Annotated in this window: 17 protein-coding genes; 12 read left to right on the top strand and 5 right to left on the bottom strand. The window is 72.3% G+C overall.

The genetic code is table 11. The features are described from left to right. Position 1: 1 nt before the first annotated feature. Positions 2 to 277, bottom strand: a complete 276-nt coding sequence (locus FB559_RS37910; RefSeq protein WP_141962435.1) for a hypothetical protein — start codon at positions 275 to 277, stop codon at positions 2 to 4. A gap of 171 nt (positions 278 to 448) precedes the next feature. Here FB559_RS37910 and FB559_RS37905 point away from each other — a divergent pair, with 171 nt between their 5' ends. The 5 genes from FB559_RS37905 (at position 449) to FB559_RS37885 (ending at position 7,674) form a co-directional block, all read left to right on the top strand. Beyond that, positions 449 to 3,826: a pyruvate carboxylase gene (locus FB559_RS37905; RefSeq protein WP_141962434.1), complete on the top strand. Its 3,378-nt coding sequence runs from the start codon at positions 449 to 451 to the stop codon at positions 3,824 to 3,826. A 136-nt stretch (positions 3,827 to 3,962) separates the two neighbouring features. After that, the gene (locus FB559_RS37900; protein ID WP_246122767.1) at positions 3,963 to 4,889 is read left to right on the top strand and encodes a zinc-binding dehydrogenase; all 927 of its coding nucleotides are present in this window, start codon (positions 3,963 to 3,965) and stop codon (positions 4,887 to 4,889) included. Between the two features lie 188 nt (positions 4,890 to 5,077). Beyond that, positions 5,078 to 5,341, top strand: a complete 264-nt coding sequence (locus FB559_RS37895; protein WP_141963177.1) for a GlsB/YeaQ/YmgE family stress response membrane protein — start codon at positions 5,078 to 5,080, stop codon at positions 5,339 to 5,341. Then, positions 5,328 to 6,548: an acyltransferase family protein gene (locus FB559_RS37890; protein ID WP_141962433.1), complete on the top strand. Its 1,221-nt coding sequence runs from the start codon at positions 5,328 to 5,330 to the stop codon at positions 6,546 to 6,548. Before FB559_RS37895 ends, FB559_RS37890 begins: the two co-directional genes overlap by 14 nt. A gap of 142 nt (positions 6,549 to 6,690) precedes the next feature. Further along, entirely contained in the window at positions 6,691 to 7,674 is a 984-nt protein-coding gene (locus tag FB559_RS37885; protein WP_141962432.1) for a sulfotransferase family protein, read from the top strand. Between the two features lie 397 nt (positions 7,675 to 8,071). Here the strand turns inward: FB559_RS37885 and FB559_RS37880 are convergent, their stop codons facing one another. Genes FB559_RS37880 through FB559_RS37870 form a run of 3 tightly spaced genes read right to left on the bottom strand, consistent with a single transcriptional unit; the run spans position 8,072 to position 10,355 of the window. Next, positions 8,072 to 9,307 carry an RNA polymerase sigma factor gene (locus FB559_RS37880; RefSeq protein ID WP_221640632.1) on the bottom strand — a complete coding sequence of 412 codons (1,236 nt, stop codon included), beginning with the start codon at positions 9,305 to 9,307 and terminating at the stop codon, positions 8,072 to 8,074. Continuing rightward, positions 9,304 to 9,636: a YciI family protein gene (locus tag FB559_RS37875; RefSeq protein WP_141962431.1), complete on the bottom strand. Its 333-nt coding sequence runs from the start codon at positions 9,634 to 9,636 to the stop codon at positions 9,304 to 9,306. Before FB559_RS37875 ends, FB559_RS37880 begins: the two co-directional genes overlap by 4 nt. After that, entirely contained in the window at positions 9,636 to 10,355 is a 720-nt protein-coding gene (locus tag FB559_RS37870; RefSeq protein WP_141962430.1) for an SRPBCC family protein, read from the bottom strand. The genes FB559_RS37875 and FB559_RS37870 overlap by 1 nt, the downstream gene beginning before the upstream one ends. Before the next feature lie 177 nt (positions 10,356 to 10,532). Between FB559_RS37870 and FB559_RS37865 the strand changes: the two genes are divergently transcribed. From FB559_RS37865 to FB559_RS37855, 3 genes are all read left to right on the top strand, one after another. Next, the gene (locus FB559_RS37865; RefSeq protein ID WP_185792664.1) at positions 10,533 to 12,566 is read left to right on the top strand and encodes an outer membrane protein assembly factor BamB family protein; all 2,034 of its coding nucleotides are present in this window, start codon (positions 10,533 to 10,535) and stop codon (positions 12,564 to 12,566) included. Continuing rightward, positions 12,567 to 14,699 (top strand): serine/threonine-protein kinase, encoded by a 2,133-nt coding sequence (locus FB559_RS37860; RefSeq protein WP_141962428.1) that lies wholly within the window; start codon positions 12,567 to 12,569, stop codon positions 14,697 to 14,699. Positions 14,700 to 14,763: 64 nt separating this feature from the next. Beyond that, on the top strand, positions 14,764 to 15,168 hold the full coding sequence (locus tag FB559_RS37855) for a cold shock domain-containing protein (protein ID WP_246122763.1): 405 nt from the start codon (positions 14,764 to 14,766) through the stop codon (positions 15,166 to 15,168). Positions 15,169 to 15,178: 10 nt separating this feature from the next. On the opposite strand, the gene FB559_RS37850 is transcribed toward FB559_RS37855, so the two are convergent. Further along, positions 15,179 to 15,433: a CGNR zinc finger domain-containing protein gene (locus tag FB559_RS37850; RefSeq protein ID WP_141962426.1), complete on the bottom strand. Its 255-nt coding sequence runs from the start codon at positions 15,431 to 15,433 to the stop codon at positions 15,179 to 15,181. Here FB559_RS37850 and FB559_RS37845 point away from each other — a divergent pair. The 4 genes from FB559_RS37845 (at position 15,425) to FB559_RS37830 (ending at position 18,959) form a co-directional block, all read left to right on the top strand. Then, complete coding sequence (locus FB559_RS37845) at positions 15,425 to 15,919, top strand: type 1 glutamine amidotransferase domain-containing protein (protein ID WP_141962425.1); 495 nt, start codon at positions 15,425 to 15,427, stop codon at positions 15,917 to 15,919. The genes FB559_RS37850 and FB559_RS37845 overlap by 9 nt on opposite strands. 139 nt (positions 15,920 to 16,058) lie before the next feature. Next, positions 16,059 to 16,649, top strand: coding sequence for a nucleosidase (locus FB559_RS37840; RefSeq protein ID WP_185792663.1), 591 nt, complete (start codon positions 16,059 to 16,061; stop codon positions 16,647 to 16,649). Between the two features lie 423 nt (positions 16,650 to 17,072). Continuing rightward, the gene (locus FB559_RS37835) at positions 17,073 to 17,825 is read left to right on the top strand and encodes a glucosamine-6-phosphate deaminase (RefSeq protein WP_221640630.1); all 753 of its coding nucleotides are present in this window, start codon (positions 17,073 to 17,075) and stop codon (positions 17,823 to 17,825) included. A 6-nt stretch (positions 17,826 to 17,831) separates the two neighbouring features. Next, the gene (locus tag FB559_RS37830) at positions 17,832 to 18,959 is read left to right on the top strand and encodes an N-acetylglucosamine-6-phosphate deacetylase (protein ID WP_141962423.1); all 1,128 of its coding nucleotides are present in this window, start codon (positions 17,832 to 17,834) and stop codon (positions 18,957 to 18,959) included. Positions 18,960 to 18,972: the final 13 nt, after the last annotated feature.

Raw genomic sequence — 18,972 nt, 5'->3', positions numbered from 1 at the left:
ATCACGAAAAGCTACTAATGCGCCTGGTGCGGCGGCGATGGTAGGCGACGGTGACTCCGGCGAGCAACGGACCCCAGGCGAGAAGCGGCGCGTAGCAGACGTAGACCGCCCACAGGCTCAGCCCGCCGAGCCCGGCCGGCCCGTCCGCCAGATTCGGGAAGTTCACCGCGGCGAACGTCCAGACGGCGGTGACCGCGAACGCTCCCAGTGCGGCTGGGACGACCGCCGCCATGACCGGGATCCGCCTGCCGCCCAGGAACGGAACCCAACCGCGCATCACCTCGCCCCACGGGCGCGCTTCTTGTCGCCGTGTCACCGCCGGCCCACGCGGACGGGCCGGGGGTGGACCGCAGGCCTCGTCCGCCTCGTGGTGGGGGTTCGCGGCCGTGGATAATCGTGGTGGCTCGCTGCCATGACGTCATGCGGATCCGACCACCTGAGGAGCTCGATGTTCGGCAAGGTCCTGGTCGCCAACCGCGGCGAGATCGCGATCCGCGCCTTTCGCGCCGCGTTCGAGCTCGGAATCTCCACCGTCGCCGTCTACCCGTATGAGGATCGCAACTCGCTGCACCGCGCCAAGGCGGACGAGTCCTACCAGATCGGCGAGCCGGGCCGCCCCGTACGCGCCTACCTGTCCGTCGACGAGGTGATCAAGGCCGCGCGTACGGCGGGCGCCGACGCGATCTACCCCGGCTACGGCTTCCTGTCGGAGAATCCCGGGCTGGCCGCCGCCTGCGCCGAGGCGGGGATCACCTTCATCGGCCCGCCCGCCGAGGTGCTGCACCTGACGGGGAACAAGGCGCGGGCGGTCGCGGCGGCCCGCGAGGCCGGCATTCCGGTGCTGAAGTCCTGCGAACCGTCGGCGGACGTGGACACGCTCCTCGCCGCCGCCGAGGACATCGATTTCCCGGTGTTCGTCAAGGCCGTCGCCGGCGGCGGCGGACGCGGCATGCGCCGGGTGGCCAAGCCGGCCGACCTGCGCGAGTCGATCGACGCGGCCATGCGGGAGGCGGAGTCGGCGTTCGGGGACGCCACCGTCTTCCTCGAGCAGGCCGTGCTCGACCCCCGCCATATCGAGGTGCAGATCCTCGCCGACGCCGAGGGCAACGTCGTCCACCTGTACGAACGGGACTGCTCGATGCAGCGGCGGCACCAGAAGGTCATCGAGATCGCGCCGGCCCCGAACCTGGACCCGGACCTGCGGGAGCGCATCTGCGCCGACGCCGTCGCGTTCGCCCGCCACATCGGCTACGTCAACGCGGGCACGGTGGAGTTCCTCGTCGACGGCCGCGGCAACCACGTGTTCATCGAGATGAACCCCCGCATCCAGGTGGAGCACACGGTGACCGAGCAGGTCACCGACCGGGACCTGGTGATCGCGCAGCTGCGGATCGCGGCCGGGATGACCCTGCCGGAGCTCCACCTGACCCAGGACGTCATCACCCTGACCGGCGCCGCCCTGCAGTGCCGCATCACCACCGAGGACCCGGCCAACGGGTTCCGGCCCGACAAGGGCACGATCTCCGCGTACCGCTCGCCCGGCGGGCCCGGCGTACGGCTCGACGGCGGCACCGTGCACACCGGCGCCGAGGTCTCGGCGCACTTCGACTCGATGCTGGTCAAACTCACCTGCCACGGGCACGACTTCGCCAACGCCGCCCGGCGTGCGCGCCGCGCGATCGCCGAGTTCCGCATCCGCGGCGTCGCCACGAATCTGCCCTTCCTCGGCGCCGTCCTCGACGACCCCGACTTCCGCGCCGGCCGGATCACGACCGGCTTCATCGACCAGCGCCCGGAGCTGGTGCACGCCCGGCCGTCGGCGGACCGGGGCAGCCGGGTCCTGCGCTACCTGGCCGAGACGACCGTCAACCGGCCGCACGGCCCGCGTCCGGTCGTCGTCGAGCCGGTCGAAAAGCTCCCGGCGGTGCTCCTCGATGACGCGCCGCCGGAGGGGTCGCGGCAGCGCCTCGCCGCGCTCGGCCCGGAGGCGTTCGCGGCCGAGCTCCGCGCACGTACGTCGGTCGCGGTCACCGACACCACCTTCCGCGACGCGCACCAGTCCCTGCTGGCGACCCGGGTACGCACGCGTGACCTGCTCGCGGTCGCCCCGTACGTCGCCCGTACGGCGCCGGAGCTGTTCAGCCTGGAGTGCTGGGGCGGCGCGACGTACGACGTGGCGCTGCGGTTCCTGGCCGAGGACCCGTGGGAGCGCCTCGCGGCACTGCGCGAGGCGGTGCCCAACATCTGCACGCAGATGCTGCTGCGGGGCCGCAACACCGTGGGCTACACGCCGTACCCGACCGAGGTCACCGACGCGTTCGTGGCGGAGGCGGCGGCGACCGGGATGGACATCTTCCGGATCTTCGACGCGCTCAACGACGTCTCGCAGATGCGGCCCGCGATCGAGGCCGTACGCGCGACCGGCACGGCGGTCGCCGAGGTCGCGCTCTGCTACACCGCGGAGCTGTCCGACCCGTCCGAGACGCTCTACACGCTCGACTACTACCTGCGGCTCGCCGAGCAGATCGTCGAGGCCGGTGCCCACGTACTCGCCATCAAGGACATGGCCGGCCTGCTGCGCCCGCCGGCCGCCCGCAGGCTCGTCACCGCGCTGCGCGAGCGCTTCGACCTGCCGGTGCACCTGCACACGCACGACACCGCGGGCGGCCAGCTCGCCACGCTGACCGCCGCGATCGACGCCGGGGTGGACGCCGTGGACGCCGCGGTCGCGTCGATGGCCGGGACGACCTCGCAGCCCTCCCTGTCGGCGCTGGTCGCCGCCACGGACCACACCGAACGCGCGACGGGCCTTTCGCTCACGTCGGTCGGTGACCTGGAGCCGTACTGGGAGGCCGTGCGGAAGGTCTACGCGCCGTTCGAGTCCGGCCTGGCATCGCCGACCGGCCGCGTCTACCACCACGAGATCCCCGGCGGCCAGCTCTCGAACCTGCGCCAGCAGGCCATCGCGCTCGGGCTGGGGGACCGGTTCGAACTGATCGAGGACTGCTACGCGGCGGCGGACCGCATGCTGGGCCGCCTGGTGAAGGTCACCCCGTCCTCCAAGGTGGTCGGGGACCTGGCCCTGCATCTGGTCGGCGCCGGCGTCTCGGCCGCCGACTTCGAGTCCGACCCGGGCAGGTTCGACGTGCCCGACTCCGTCATCGGCTTCCTGCGCGGCGAGCTGGGCGTCCCGCCGGGCGGCTGGCCGGAACCGTTCCGTACGCGCGCGCTGGAGGGCCGCTCGCCGCAGGCCGAGCCGCCGTCACTGACCGACGAGGACCGGCGCGGCCTGCGCGAGGACCGCCGCGCCACGTTGAACCGCCTGCTGTTCCCCGGCCCGGCCAAGGAGTTCGCCGCCCGGCGCGAGTCGTACGGCGACACGTCGGTGCTCTCCTCGAAGGACTTCTTCTACGGTCTGGAGCCCGACACCGAGCACACGGTCACCCTGGAGCACGGGGTGTCGCTGCTGATCGAGCTGGAGGCCATCTCCGAGGCCGACGAACGCGGCTTCCGGTCCGTGGTGACCACGCTGAACGGCCAGCTCCGCCCCGTACGCGTCCGCGACGAGTCGATCGTCACGGACGTCAAGGCGGCGGAGAAGGCCGAACGCGGCAACGACCGCCACGTCGCGGCACCGTTCGCGGGCGTCGTGACGCTCCAGGTGGAGGAGGACGCGAAGGTGTCCGCGGGCCAGACGGTGGCCACGATCGAGGCGATGAAGATGGAGGCCTCCATCACCGCCCAGCGCGACGGGACGGTCGGCCGCCTCGCCATCGGCCGGGTCCAGCAGGTCGAAGGCGGCGATCTCCTCATCGAACTCCGGTGAGCGGCGCCCCGGCGAGCGCAGCAGGTCCGGCAGCCGTGATGCGGCGAATGCCGGATCGGGCCGTCCGGCGATCGCCGCTGGAAACGCAGTGGGCTGGATCGGCGTTGATCACTTCGGTCGAACGAGGAGAGCGTCCTTGCGTGGTGTCATCACCGACTCCCGGGCGCCGGGCGGACTGCGCCTGGCCGACGATCTGCCCGAGCCCGAACCTGCCGCCGGCGAGTGCGTGCTGGAGGTACGGGCGTTCGGCATCAACCCCGGTGAGGTCAGGCTGATCGAGGAGCGGCCCGACGGCTGGCGGCCCGGGCAGGACGTGGCCGGCGTGGTCCTGCGTGCCGCGGCGGACGGCGGCGGCCCGCCCGTGGGAGCCCGCGTCGTGGCCTATCCCGAGTGGGAGGGATGGGCGGAGCGCATCCCCGTGCCGACCCGCTGGACGGCCGTTCTCGATGATCGCGTGTCCTTCGAGGAGGCCGCGGCGCTTCCCGTCTCGGGGCTCACGGCCCTGCGGGCGCTGCGCCTCGGGGGCTCGGTGCTCGGCCGTGACGTTCTCGTCACGGGTGCCACGGGCGGCGTCGGCCGGCTCGCCGTGCAACTGGCGGTCGCGGCCGGGGCCAGGGTCACCGCCCAGGTCAGCCGGCCCGAACGCGAGGCCGAGGCGAGAGAGCTGGGGGTGTACCGGGCCGTCACGTCGCTCGATGACGCGACCGGCCCCTTCCACCTGGTGCTCGACGGGGTCGGGGGACCGGCGCTGCGGCAGGCGATCGGCCTGCTGGCGCCCGGAGCGACCGCCGTCGTCTACAGCAGCGCGGCCGGAGCGACCGAGCTCACCCTCAGCGACTTCTACCGTTCCGGCGCGTACAACGCCAAGGTGGTGGGCTTCGTCAGCACCGTCCCCGAGGAGACCAAGGGCGAGGATCTGGCCATCCTCGCGGGCCTGGTCGCCGACGGCCGGCTGCGGCCCGGTATCGGCTGGGCCGGCGAGTGGACGCGGACCGCCGACGCCTTCACCGCGATGGCCCGTCGCGAGATCCGCGGCAAGGCCGTCCTCACCGTGCCCGTGTGACCAATGATCGCCGCGAGATCCCGCGACCGAGGTCGGCCCTGGTGGGGGAAACGAGGAGCCCTCCGGGATTCCGGCTGATCAGGGCGAGAATGCCACGGCCGCCGGATTCGGCCGTGCTCGTCTGCATAGATGCGGCGATCGAGGGCACGAAGGGGGCGGATCTTGAGAAACGAAGGAGAGCCCCCGATATGCACGTAACCGGAATCGTCATGGCGATCATCATCGGTCTGGTGATCGGTGTCCTCGGACGCCTGGTCGTACCGGGTCGCCAGTCCATCCCCATCTGGCTGACCATCGTCATCGGTATCGTGGCAGCCTTGATCGGCACCGCCATCGCCGGTGCGCTCGACGTGTCCGACACCAAGGGAATCGACTGGATCGAGATTCTGATCCAGGTCGTCGTGGCCGGAGTGGGTGTGTCGATCGCCGCCGGGCTCTATGGCAGAAGATGAGCTGAGCGGTCCCGACCGGAGCCCCGAGCCCGGTCCGGACCGCGACGCGCGACCCGGGCCCGGACACGAATCAGTGTCCGGGCCCGGTCCTGCTCCCGCATCGGGCTTCGGGCACGCCCCCGTACACGGTCCGGCGCCCGCGAACGGACGGCCCGCCCCGGACTCGGCGGGAGAACCCGGCGCTTCGGACTCCACGGAAGAACGCCCGGACGCCACGGAGCGTGACCCGTACTTCGACAACGCCAAGTTCCTGGCCGTCGCGCTGGTGGTGATCGGTCACGCGTGGGAACCCCTGCGGAGCGCGGCGGTGGGCGGGCGGCTGCTGGGGGCGGGCCAGTCGTTCATCTACGCCTTCCACCTGCCGGTGTTCATCGTCATGTGCGGGTACTTCTCCCGCGGCTTCAGCCGATCGCGGAACCGCACGCGGAAACTGGTGGCCGCGATCGTGGTCCCGTACGTGGTCTTCAGCCTCGCGTACGTCGTGTACACCGAATTCCTCGCGGGACGGCACATGCGCTGGGACCCGCTGGAGCCCTACTACCTGACCTGGTTCCTGCCGGCCCTGCTCGCCTGGCGGCTGTCCGTACCGCTGTGGCAGCAACTGCGGTTCCCCGCGGCGGTGGGCGTGGCGGTGGCCGTCTGGCTGTTCGCGGGGCTGATCACCCTGCCGAGCATGCTGGACGCCGTGCAGGTGCTGTCGTTCCTGCCCTTCTTCGTGGTCGGTCTGCTCCTGAGCCCGCAGCACTTCGCGTACCTGCGGCGCCGGGGCGCGCGTGTCGCCGGGGTGGTCGTGCTCGCGGCCGGGGGAGCGGCCGCGTACGTGCTCGAGACCAGCGTCGATCCCGAATGGGTGCACTGGCGGCGCAGCTTCGCCCAGCTAGGTGTGGGCACGCCGTCGGGGATCGGCTTCCGTGTCCTCGCGCTCGCCGCCGCGGCCGTGCTGACGACGGCGTTCCTCGCGGTGGTGCCCGCCCGGCGTACGTGGTTCAGCGATCTCGGCGCGGCGTCGATGTACGCCTATCTGCTGCACGGGTTCGTCACGCTCTTCCTGTCCTACCAGGACTGGTACTACCGCGTGTCCGGGTGGGAGGTGCCGGCGCTGACGCTCGGCTGTGTCGCGCTCGCCGTGGTGCTGATGACCGGACCGGTACGCGTGGCGTTCCGGTGGGCGGTGGAGCCCCGGCTCGGATGGTTGTTCAAGCCGTGAATTCCCTGAAGGCGCCATTTCCGGTATATCAAGTCTGGAATTCGGTATTTCGTCGGCTTGTTCCGTAGGTCGAAACACAAAAACAAGAGACTCTTTGTAAATTCTCATCCAATTTTCAGGCGGCTTCTTTAACGTAGGGCAAATGAAGGAGCCGGAGCGCCCCATTTTTGTCGTCGGTTGCCCGCGATCTGGTACGACCATGCTGCAGCTGATGCTGCACGCTCATCCGAGGATCGCGATCCCGCCCGAGACGCGGTTCCTCATGGCGGCCTACGACGCGCGGTCCGACTTCGGCGACCTCGCCCAGGAGGCCAACCGCCTCGCCCTGGCACGCTGGATCGTCGACCGGAAGAAGACGCGCTTCGCCGACCTGGGTCTGGACGGGCAGCAGGTGGTCGACGAGATCGTCGCCGGCCCGCCGACCCTCGGCTCGGCCCTGGGCATCGTGCTGCGGGCGTACGCGGCCCGGTTCGGCAAGCCGCGGTGGGGCGACAAGCGGCCGGGCTACTTCCAGCGGATCCCGGCCCTCCTGCGCATGTTCCCCGACGCCCAGGTGGTGCAACTCATCCGCGACGGGCGCGACTGCGTGGCATCGCTGAAGGAGATGGACTGGTACAAACAGGACTCCCTCCACGCGCTGTCCACCTGGGTGGAGTCGACCGAACTTGGGGAGCGCGCGGCGCGGACACTCGGCCCGGACTCCTACCACCGCATGTACTACGAACGACTGATCAGCGATCCGGAGAAGGAGCTCTCCGGGCTCTGTACGTTCCTCGGCGAGGAATTCGACCCGGCCATGTGCGAGCCCGGCGAGGTCGCGGCCGTCGCCGTCCCCGGCCGGAAGACCTGGCACCTGCGCACCCACGACGAGGTCACCACGGCGCGCTCGGGCACCTGGCGCACGCGCCTGACCGCCGCGGAGATCGCGCTGTGCGAGACGGTCGCCGGGGATCTGCTGCGCGAGCATGGCTACGAGGTCTCCGGCGGCACCAGGCTCGACCGCGGCGACCACGGCCGCTACCGGCGGGTGGCGGCCCACCGCCGACTGGCGGCACGCAAGCGTGACGTCCTTGACCTGCTGCGACGCCGCACCGAGCCTTCCGAGGTCGCGTCCAGGCTGTGCTAGCCCGGGGGGCGACCCCCGGAGCCCCCGATGTGGGAGGGCACCCGCCCCCCACGGGGTTGGGGTCGGGGCGAGTCTGCCGCTCGCCACGTCCTTCGTCTCGCTGCCGTGTCCGCGGCTTTTATCGAGATACCAGGGCGTACATTTCGCCTGACCCGAATAAGGCCATATCGCATCTTCAGGCTAAGGCCGCACCTCGCCGGAAAGGCGGGGGCATGATGATCGGTTCCAGTTCTGGAACCCGTCGACGTTCGGGCAGTTGAAAGAGGATCACGGGGTCACTACCGGATCCCGAGCCGTCCCAAGGTCACCGAGAGAACGGACGCGGATCAGCAACGGTCTCCGTCCACCGCGGCCGAAGCCGCGGAGGTGCCACGCGGAGATACGGCCGCTCCGGTCATCAGGACGCGGGCCGGGACGACCTGAGACGGTCGGTCAGGAAGTCCTGTTCGGCCACGTTGTCGCTCAAGGCCAGCGCCGCGCGGTACGCCTCGGCGGCCTCCGCGTCGCGGTCCAGGCGGCTCAGCAGGTCCGCCTTCGTGGCGTACAGGTAGCGGTAGCCTGCCAGCCGTCCCTCATCCTCAAGGCGCTTCACCTCGGCCAGCGCCGCCTCCGGGCCCGCGACCATCGACACGGCCACCGCGCGGTTCAGCGCCACGACCGGTGAGGGCCACACGCGCAGCAGGGCGTCGTACAGCGTCAGGATCTGGGGCCAGTCCGTCGCCTCGTACGTCGCCGCCTCGGCGTGCAGGGCCGCGATCGCCGCCTGGAGGGAGAACCGCCCCGGCGGCCCGGCGCTCAGCGCCGCCACCACCAGCCGGTCGGCCTCGGCGATCATCGCGCGGTCCCACACCGAGCGGTCCTGCTCCTCCAGACGCAGCAGGCGGCCCGTGTCGTCCGTGCGGGTCGCGCGGCGTGCGTGGTGGGCCAGGAGCAGGGCCAGGAGGCCCGCGACCTCACGGTCGGCCGGCAGCAGAAGACGCAGCATGCGGGCCAGGTCCATGGCACGGGTGGTCAGTTCGTCGCGGACGAGAGAGGCGCCCGAGTGTGCGGTGTGGCCCGTCGCGTAGAGCAGGTGGATCACGGTCAGCACCGCGTCCAGACGTGCGGGCAGGGCGGCCGCGTCCGGCACCGCGTACGGGATGCGCGCGGCGGCGATCTTCTTCTTCGCCCGCGTGACGCGCGCGGCCATCGTCGGCTCCGTGACGAGGAACGCCTGCGCGATGTCCGGCGTCGCCACCCCGCACACCAGCCGCAGCGTGAGCGCGATCTGCGCCTCACGTGCCAGGGCGGGATGGCAGCAGGTGAAGATCAGTCGTAGCCGGTCGTCGGGGATCGGCTCAGCGGCTTCGGACATCTCGGCCTCCTCCGGGCCCAGCAGCAGCGGAAGCCTGGTCGCCAGCGTCCGGCCGCGCCGCATCGCGTTCAGCGCGACCCGCCGCGCGACCGTCGTCAGCCATGCGCCCGGCCGGTCGGGTACGCCGGTGGACGCCCACGTGCTCAGTGCCTGGACGTACGCGTCCTGCACCGCCTCCTCGGCGGCGTCGATGTCGCGCGTCACCCGTACCGTCGCGGCGAGCACGTAGGCCCACTCGCGACGGTGCGCCGAGGCGATGGCCTCCTCGACCGCGCTCACATCACCCCGAAGCCGGTCAGCGGCCTGACCTCGACGCCGCCGTTCGCGATCGGCGTCAGCGCGGCCAGCGCCAGCGCGTGGTCGAGGTCGCGTGCCTCCAGCACGAAGATCCCGGCCATCGCCTCCTTGGTCTCGACGAACGGGCCGTCGGTGATCAGGTCCCCGCGGATCGCCGTCGCCGTGCCGCTCGGCTCCAGCGCGAGCCCGGCGAGCACCCGGCCGCCCTGCTCCGCGATCCGCTCGGGCAGCCGCCCGTGCGCCTCCAGGAGCTCAGGCGACGGACCGCCGGGCGTCTCCTGTTCGAAGATGAGCACCGCGTACTGCGCCATCACGCCTCCACCTCGCTCGGGAAGATCTCGTTCAGCCATCCGCTCCACGCGGTCGCGTCGGCGTCGCCCTCGAAGACGTGGAGCGCCACGCCGACCGGCCACTCCCACCGGTCGCGGCCATAGAAGCGGTAAAGCGTGTCCGCGCCGCGAACGCCGAGGAACGTGTCCGTCGCGTAGTCCACGACCCCCTCGATCGGCGGCAGACCGGCGGGCTCCCACCGTACGGTGTCGCCCACGGCGGGCTTCCCGGCGCCCAGCGCCTCCCGTACCCGGGCGAACCCGCCGTGCCGGGACTCGGCCGGCGCGTCGACGCTGAGGTAGACGGCGTCACGCCCGGAGAAGTGGCGCAGGTACTCGCCGAGCGAGTGGTAGTAGAACGCCGTGTGCCGCCGGCAGGCGTCCAGCTCGAGGTCGTAGTCGCCGGCCATCATGCCGCGGTGCGCGAAACGCAGGTGCGTGCCCTGTGAGGACGGCTCGAGCGAGTAGTCGAGCTGGTTGAAGTCCGTACCGGCCTCGGCGCGGGTGACGAAGCGGCGGTACGGGTCCCAGACCGTCACCTTGCCGCCGCCACCTGTCAGCCCCCGCTCGGCCCCGCCCACCCGGGGCTCGTACGCGATCTCCCAGAGCCAGCCGCGGGTGTGCTTCGTGAACGCCTCCCAGACCTCCTGCGGGCTCGCGGGCAGTTCGCCCTCCCACGTGACCTCGAACTCTCTGGCCATGTCGTCATCCTCCATAGATCGTCGCTCACAAGGACGACAAGCGGCGATGGCCGGAATCGACAGCCCCGCGAAAAAAGTTTCCACGCAGCGTCGCAAATCGGACCTATTGCCCGCCCCGGCATGGTTCGGTTCTCTGACGGCGCGACGCGTGGGGAACGCGCCCGGAAAGGGAACGCGATGGATCCGCTGCGGGCGGAAGATCCTCGGCGGATCGGCGCCTACCACCTGCTGGGGCGGCTCGGGGCCGGCGGCATGGGCACCGTCTACATCGGACGCTCGCCCGCCGGGCTCCCGGTGGCGATCAAGGTCGTGCACGCCGAGCTCGCCGACGACCCGTCGTTCCGCGGGAGGTTCGCCCGTGAGGTGACGGCGGCGCGGGCGGTCAGCGGCGCGTTCACCGCGCCGGTGATCGACGCCGACCCGGGCGCGCCCAGCCCCTGGCTCGTCACCGCGTTCCTGCCCGGCATGACACTGCACGACGCCGTCACCAGGCACGGGCCGTTCCCCGTGCCGGCGGTGTACGCGCTCGGCGCGAGCCTGGCCGAGGCCCTCATCTCGGTGCACCGCGCCGGCGTCGTCCACCGTGACCTCAAGCCCGCGAACGTGATGCTCGCCCCGGACGGCCCCCGCCTGATCGACTTCGGCATCGCGCACGCGGCGGACGCGGCGGTGCTCACCCGTACCGGGTCCCTCATCGGCTCGCCGGGGTTCCTCGCGCCCGAGCAGGCCGTCGGAGGCGCGACCGGCCCGGCCAGTGACGTCTTCGCGTTCGGCGCGGTCCTCACCTTCGCCGCGACCGGCGACAGCCCGTTCGGGCGGGGCGGCGCACCCGCGCTCATCTACCGGGTCGTGCACAACGCCCCGCGGCTCGACGGGGTCGCCGATCCCGAGCTGCGCGCCCTGATCGCCGCCTGCCTGGACAAGAACCCGCGCAACCGGCCCGCGCCCGTACACCTGCTCCAGCGGCTGGCGGTACGCGCGCCCGGCGCGGACGTGCTGCACGGCACGGACTGGCTGCCGGACACCGTCGCCGGCGGCATCGCCGAGGCCGAGCGCCCGCCGCAGGCACCGCCGCCGGACCGTCGCCGGTTCCTTCTCATCGGCGGCGGCGCGGTGGCGGCGGTGGCGACCGGCGCCGTCGTGATCACCACGCTCGCCCGCGGCGGCGGTGCCGAGGGCGCGCCGGCGCCCTCTCTCCCGCCGATCCCGAGCCCCACGCCGACGCCCACACCCGCCCCGGCCAAGCAACGCTGGAGCCGTGACCTGGGTACCGACCCGTACGGCGGCCTCGCCGTGGCGAACGGCGTGCTGTGTGTCAGCGGCGACCAGGGCAGGCTCTTCGGCCTGAACGCGGCCAACGGGAAGCAACGCTGGCGGCACACGGTGGGGGACCGCGGCGTGGGCGCCGCGACCTGGCGCACCCCGGTGGTCTCGGGCCGCGACCTGTACGTCGGCTGGCCCGACACGAACGGCGTCCTGTACTCCTACGACGTCGTGACCGGGCAGGAGCGCTGGCGGTACCGGGTCGCCTCGGACGCGCGTACGCCGGCGGTGTCCGGCGGCCTGGTCTGCGTCGGCGACGGGGATGACGTCCTGCACGCCGTGGACACGGCGACCGGTGCGGTGCGCTGGCGGCGCTCTGTCGGCAAGGTGTTCAACTCCCAGCCGTACGCGGCGGGCGGCATCGTGTACGTCGACACCACCAACGACCTGTACGCCCTCGACGCGGCGACCGGGCGGACCCGCTGGCATCACGCCATGCCGGGCGGCGCGGTCGGGCCGATGGCCGCCGGTGGCGTGGTGTTCTGCTCCGATGCCCAGGGCGAGCTGTTCGCGTTCGGCGCGAAAGACGGAACGCAGCGGTGGAAGTTCACCGGCGGCACCAGCGTCGGCAGGCCGTGGGCGAGCGGCGGCGTCGTGTACGTCGCCGACGGCAGCGGGAACATGAACGCCCTGGACGCCGCGTCCGGAACGGTGCGCTGGCGGTTCGAGACGGGGGAGCAGGCCGTGGGCCGGGCGGCGGTCGGTGACGGCATGGTGTGCTTCACCGCGAAGTCGGACGTCATCGGCCTGGAGGCGGCCACCGGGCGGGTCCGGTGGCGCGGGACCGTGGGGGGCGAGGTCCGCGGTGACATGGTCGTCGCGAACGGCGCCGCCTATGTCGGATGTGACAACGGGCGGGTCTACGCCTACGCGGTGAAAGGGGCATGAGTGGAACCGTTGCGTCCTGCGGATCCTAGGCACGTCGGCGGCTACCAGGTCCTGGCCCGGCTCGGGTCCGGTGGCATGGGGCAGGTCTTCCTGGGGCGCTCGGCCGGCGGGCGTTCCGTCGCGATCAAGGTCGTCAACAGCGCGCTCGCCGGTGACGCGGACTTCCGCTCGAGGTTCGCCCGCGAGGTCGCGACCGCGCGGGCCGTCAGCGGGGCGTTCACCGCGCCCGTGATCGACGCCGACACGGAAGCGCCCAGCCCGTGGCTGGTCACCGCCTACCTGCCGGGATACTCGCTGCAACAGGTCGTGGAAGGCGGCGGCCCGCTGCCCGCCTGGTCCGTGTCCGCGCTCGGCGCCGGTCTGGCCGAGGCGCTGACCAGCATCCACCGGGCCGGAGTCGTGCACCGCGACCTCAAGCCCTCCAACGTCCTGCTCACCCCCGACGGGCCCCGGGTGATCGATTTCGGTATCGCACGTGCGGCCGAGGGCGGCACGGTGACCCGTACCGGGACTCCGGTCGGCTCACCCGGCTACCTGTCGCCCGAGCAGGCGACCGGCGCCGAGAGCGGCCCGGCCGGTGACGTCTTCTCACTCGGCGCCGTGCTGACCTTCGCCGCCACCGGCCACGGACCGTTCGGGCACGGCGCGATGCACGAACTGCTCTACCGCGTCGTGCACCAGCCGCCCTGGCTGGCCGGCATCGGCGACCCGGACCTGGGCGAGCTCATCACGGCCTGCCTGAACAAGGACCCGGCGCGCCGGCCACCCGTCGACGAGGTGCTGCGGCGGCTCGCGGCCCAGGCCCCCGTGGCCCCGTACGGCGTCGCCTGGCTGCCGCCGCCCCTCGCGGCGCACATCACCGCTCCGATCCCGCTGCCCGCGCCCACCCGGCCGGGCGTGGGCCGGCGCGGGATCCTCTTCGGCGCCGCGGGCGTGGCGGGCGTGGCGCTCCTCGGCGGCGGCGGGCTGCTCGTGCGCGACCGGTTGAACCGTCCCGAGGAGGGCACCTGGACCTTCGTCCCGAAGAGCGGCGAGCTCACCGGCGGCCCGGCCCTCTCCGGCGGCCTCCTGTTCGTCACCGAGGACTACGACGCCAAGGGACTGGTCGCGCTCGACCCGCGTACGGGCAAGCCGCGGTGGAGCACGGTCGACGTGCAGATGCCGACCGCCGCCGACCCGCTGCACGTCATCGCCACCGGCCGGGTCGTCTACACCAACGGCGGCTTCAAGTCGTTCAAGGCGATCAACCAGGCGACCGGCGCGTCGCTGTGGACCGTGCCGGCCGACCTGATCACCATCGACCCGGTCCCGGTGGTCGGCGGCGGCCTCCTCTTCAGCGCCGGAACCCAGTCCGAAGAGGGGCTGTGCGCCTACGACGGCCTGACCGGGCAGCGGCGCTGGGCCTTCAACACCGGGCGGTCCGTGCAGGCCGCCCCCTGTGTCGCCGGGACGACCGTCTACGTCGCCAGCAGTGAGGGCACCGTGTTCGCGGTCGACACGGCCACCGGGCAGGCCCGGTGGCGGCACGAGCTCGACCCGTCGTCGAGCTTCCCCGTCCAGGTGGACAGCCCGCCGTTCGTTAGCGGAGACACGCTGTTCGTCGGCACCCAGGACAAGACGCTGTACGCCCTCGACGCGGCGAGCGGGCGCCGGCGATGGAAGTCGTCGGCGGACACCACCGGTGGTGGCGGTGGCCCGGCCCTGGCCGTGTCCGGGGACCTGGTCTTCCTGACCGACGACGTCGGCGGTCTGTACGCGCTCGGCACGAGCGACGGGAAGCTCCGCTGGAAGCACGTCTTCAGCAGCAAGGACCACCACGCGGCATCGCTGATCCCCGTCATCGGCGGCGGGACGGCCTTCTGCTTCAACGATGACGTCCTCTACGCGCTCGACCGCGCGACGGGCGCCCTGCGATGGCAGGTGGGTGACCTCGACACGGTGTACGAGCTGCCGGTCCTCGCCGCCGGAGCGGTGCATTTCGCGAGCCTGTCGGCGGTCGTGTCGCTCGACCCCGGGACCGGCCGGGTGCTGCGCCGGCGTCCTGCGGAGCTGGCGCACGACCTCGTCGCGTCCCGGGACACCCTGTACTGGCATGACCAGACCAAGGTGTACGCGGCCAGAGCGAAGGCCTGATTATGCTTTGTCGATCGCACGACTGACAGCCGAGGGGATTCGCGCAGTGGCCAGGGGACGGGTTGTGAGGTTCGACGAGGTGCGCGGGTACGGCTTCGTCGCTCCTGACGATGGTGGCGAGGACGTGTTCGTCCACGTGAACGACCTCCTCGATGACAAGTGGGTCTTCTCTCCGGGCGTCAACGTGGAGTTCCAGGTCATGGAGAGCGGGCGGGGACTCAAGGGGTACGACGTCCGGTTGCTGCCCGAGGCACGTAAGGACGCCGCTCCCCGGCAGGCCGAGCCCGCCACGCAGGGCCGCCCGTCCGACGAGGACCCCACGTGCGAGATCCTGTCCACGGCCGACTTCCGCCAGGAGCTCACCGAGGCGTTCATCCAGGCGGCTCCGGAGCTGACCGGCGCGCAGATCGTCTCGCTCCGCGAGCGGATCATCAGGCTCGCCGCGACGCATGAGTGGGTCGAGGACTGACCCCTGCGGATCAGGCGTTCTTGAGGCGGCTGCGGTAGGCCCGCTGGGACATCTGCGTGCCGCAGGCGGTGCCGCAGTACAGCCCCGAGGAGTTGCGGGTCTTGTCGAAGAATCCGGCGTGGCACGAGTCGTTCTTGCACATCTTCAGCCGTAGCCACGCGCCGCGGGAGGCCAGGTCCGCCACCGCGGCCAGAAGTGAGCCGAACGCGCCGAGCACTCCCGTCTGTGACGGCACGAGGGTGCAGCCGCCGGCAAGGTGGCGCACCTGCGTGACTACCTGGAGAAGGCCGCGCCGTTGCTGGAGTCGCCCCAGCGCCTTGAGGACGTCGACCCGGCCGGCTTCGACGGGGTCCTGATCCCGGGCGGCCACGGGCCCATGCAGGACCTCGCGGTCGACCCGGACCTCGCGCGGATCCTGCAGGCCATGCTGCCCGACCAGAGCAAGGTCGTGGCGTCCCTGTGCCACGGACCGGCCGGCTTCATGTCCGCCGGCGACCCCGACGGCGGCTGGCTTTTCAAGGGCCGCAAGGTGACCGCCTTCACCGACGACGAGGAGCGGCAGGTCGGCCTCGCCGCCAACGCGCCGTGGCTGCTCGAGGAGCGGCTGCGCGGTGCGGGCGCGGAGTTCACGTCGGGCCCGGCGTGGGAGCCGTTCGTGGTCGTGGACGGCAACCTCGTCACGGGCCAGAACCCCGCCTCGGGCGTCGCCGCGGCCGAGGCCGTGCTGAAGCGGCTCGTCGCGCGGGCCTGACCGGCACCGGCCCGGCCGTGGACCGGAGGACGGCCGGTGCGGGCGACGGGAGGATTCTCCGGCCGCCGCACCGGATCGCGCGCCGGTCCGGCGGACCCCCCGGCGACTCGCGCGGGGGACGGGCTATAACGTGCGCCGGATGGAACTCCTAGGGCAGATCTCCGCCGGCCGACCCCTGCTCGTGATGGCCGTCCAGGAGGAGGCGCAGTTCTTCGGGAACGACCTGCCGATACTCCTCACGGGCATGGGCAAGGTCAACGCCGCGACCGCGCTGGCCACCGTCCTCGCCCGGCACCCCCGCCCCTCCGGCGTGGTCAACCTGGGCACCGCCGGGGCGCTGCGCCCGGGATGGACGGGCACGCACGTCATCGGCACGGTCATCCAGCACGACCTGGACAGCGACGTACTGCGCAGCCTCACGGGTGAGACCTACGGATCACCGCTGACCCTGTCCGACGGGGACGGGCCGACTCTGGCGACCGGTGACGCCTTCGTCGCAGACGAGGCCGCGCGCGAACTCCTGGCCGCACGCGCGCCCCTCGTCGACATGGAGGGCTATGCGCTGGCGGCGGCCGCCGAGCAGGCCGGTGTCCCGCTGCGCATCGTCAAGCACGTCAGCGACGACGCGGGAGACGGCGCCGCACGGGCCTGGCGCGAGACGATCGCGGAGTGCTCACGCGCCCTCGCCGGCTGGGCCGCGGCGAACCTGGGCCGTACTCACCGAGGGTGACCGGGTGCTGACGGCACCGTGACGCGTGTGACGACGGACGGGTTCTGGTACCGGAGTGGTGTCGCGTGGGGGCGCGGAACCGGTCGCGCATCATGGCCAGCCGGTAGAGAGGGCTACGGCTGGCATGACGTCGAAGATGGGGGCTGGCGCCGCTGACTTCGGCTCTCGAAACGGCGAAGGTGGTTGTCGTAGTCGGAGGAACAAGCGAGAGCCGTCCCCCAGGCTTTCCACCGGTGGCCCCCCGGTTCATGATCCGGCTGGCCGTCCCCCCACGGTCGAAGTGGTTGTACGGGCCGCGGCGGGCTCCCCCGCCGCCGCGGCCCGGACAGCCGGATACGCCTCCACACCCCCGCCACCACACGCGGGACACGATGGCCCTAGGGTGCATCTGTCCGTGTCGTCGCTGGTCGAGCGGGGAGAACCATGCCTGAGCCCCATCAGCAGGTCCGGCTGCGCCGGCTGCCCGACCCCGAATCGCTGGGGGAGGCCGCGGCGCACGACATCGCCGCCGCGCTGGTGCGTCGGCTGGAGGACCGGCCGGAGGTTCGGATGATCTTCGCGTCGGCGCCCAGCCAGGAGGCGACCCTCCGGCGGCTGGCCGCGCATCCGGGCATCGACTGGCCGCGAGTGACCGCCTTCCACATGGACGAGTATCTCGGCCTGGACGCCGGCGCGCCCCAGCGGTTCGGCAACTGGCTGCGTGAGGTGCTGCTGGACCGCGTCCCCATCGGCACGGCGCACCTGATCGATCCCGGCGGTGATCCACGGGCGACCGCCGAGACGTACGCCCGGCTGCTGGCCACCGCGCCGATCGACATCACCTGCCTGGGCATCGGGGTCAACGGGCACCTGGCGTTCAACGACCCGCCGGCCGACCTGGACGACCCATCGCGGGTGAAGATCGTGGAGCTGGACGAGGTCAGCCGCAGGCAGCAGGTGGACGACGGCTGCTTCGACTCCCTGGCCGCCGTGCCCTACCGGGCGATCACGCTCACGATCCCGGCGCTGCTGTCGGCGGAGGAGATCTTCTGCATGGTGCCCGGCGCCCGCAAGCGTGCGGCGGTGACGGCCGCGCTGCACGGTCCGGTCGATGGCCTCCTGCCGGCCAGCGCGCTGCGTACCCACCCGCACTGCACGGTCTACGTCGACGAGGAGTCCGCGCCCGATGTCCCCTGACCACCGGTGAGGCTCACCGGCCGCGACCCGGCGAGCGGGCGTACGCTGCGGGTCACCGTCGAGGACGGGCGGATCGGCGAGATACGCGCGACGGATGAGCCCTCGGAGCTGTGGCTCGCGCCGGGACTGGTCGACCTCCAGGTCAACGGGTTCGCCGGGCACGACGTCAACGCGCCCGACGTCGACGAGGCGACGGTGACGGCGCTGGTGCGCTCGCTGCACCGGGCCGGAGTGACCACGGTCGTCCCGACGGTGATCAGCGCGCCCGAGGAGCGCATCGTCGCGGCGCTGTCGGTGATCGCGCGGGCGCGCGCCGCGGACCCGCTCGTCGCCCACGCCATCCCGTACGCCCATCTGGAGGGGCCGTTCCTGTCCGCGGAGGACGGTCCGCGCGGAGCCCACGACCGGCGCCACGTCCGGCCGGCCGACCTCGGCGAGCTGCGCCGCTGGGGCGACCTCGCCGGCATGGTGACCGTCTCGCCGCACGACGAGGCGGCGATCGACCTCATCGGGCAGGCGACCCGCATGGGCCTGCGCTGCGCGATCGGCCACACCCACGCCACGCCCGAGCAGATCACCCGCGCCGCCGACGCCGGCGCCGTCCTGTCCACCCACCTGGGCAACGCGACGTACGCCCTGCTGCCCCGGCACCCCAACCACCTGTGGAGCCAGCTCGCCGACGACCGGCTGCACGCCGGGTTCATCGCGGACGGGCATCATCTGCCCGCCGAGACGTTCCGCGCCATGCTCCGCGCCAAGGGCGTCGAGCGCGCGCACCTGGTGTCGGACGCCACGTCGCTGGCAGGCATGCCGCCGGGACGCTACCGCACGCCGGTCGGGGGAGAGGTGGAGCTGTCGGCGACGGGCCGCCTGTCCCACGTCGGCACCCCGTTCCTGGCGGGCGCGTCCCGTTCGCTCGCGGACGGGGTGGCGACCGCGATCTCGATGGCCGACCTGACCTTGTCCACCGGGCTGCGCCTGGCCTCGGCGAACCCCGGACGGTTCACGGGCGGCCGCGGCGTCCTGCGGGCCGGGGCACCCGCGGACCTGATCACCTTCGCGTGGCGACCGGGCGACCGCACGCTGGACGTCCGCACGGTGATCGCCGCCGGGCAGGCCGTCCTGGAGACCTGACGCCCCCCGACCG

Origin of the sequence: Actinoallomurus bryophytorum (genome assembly GCF_006716425.1) — a bacterium.
Taxonomy (GTDB): domain Bacteria; phylum Actinomycetota; class Actinomycetes; order Streptosporangiales; family Streptosporangiaceae; genus Actinoallomurus; species Actinoallomurus bryophytorum.
This window is presented reverse-complemented; position numbering and strand designations above follow the sequence as displayed.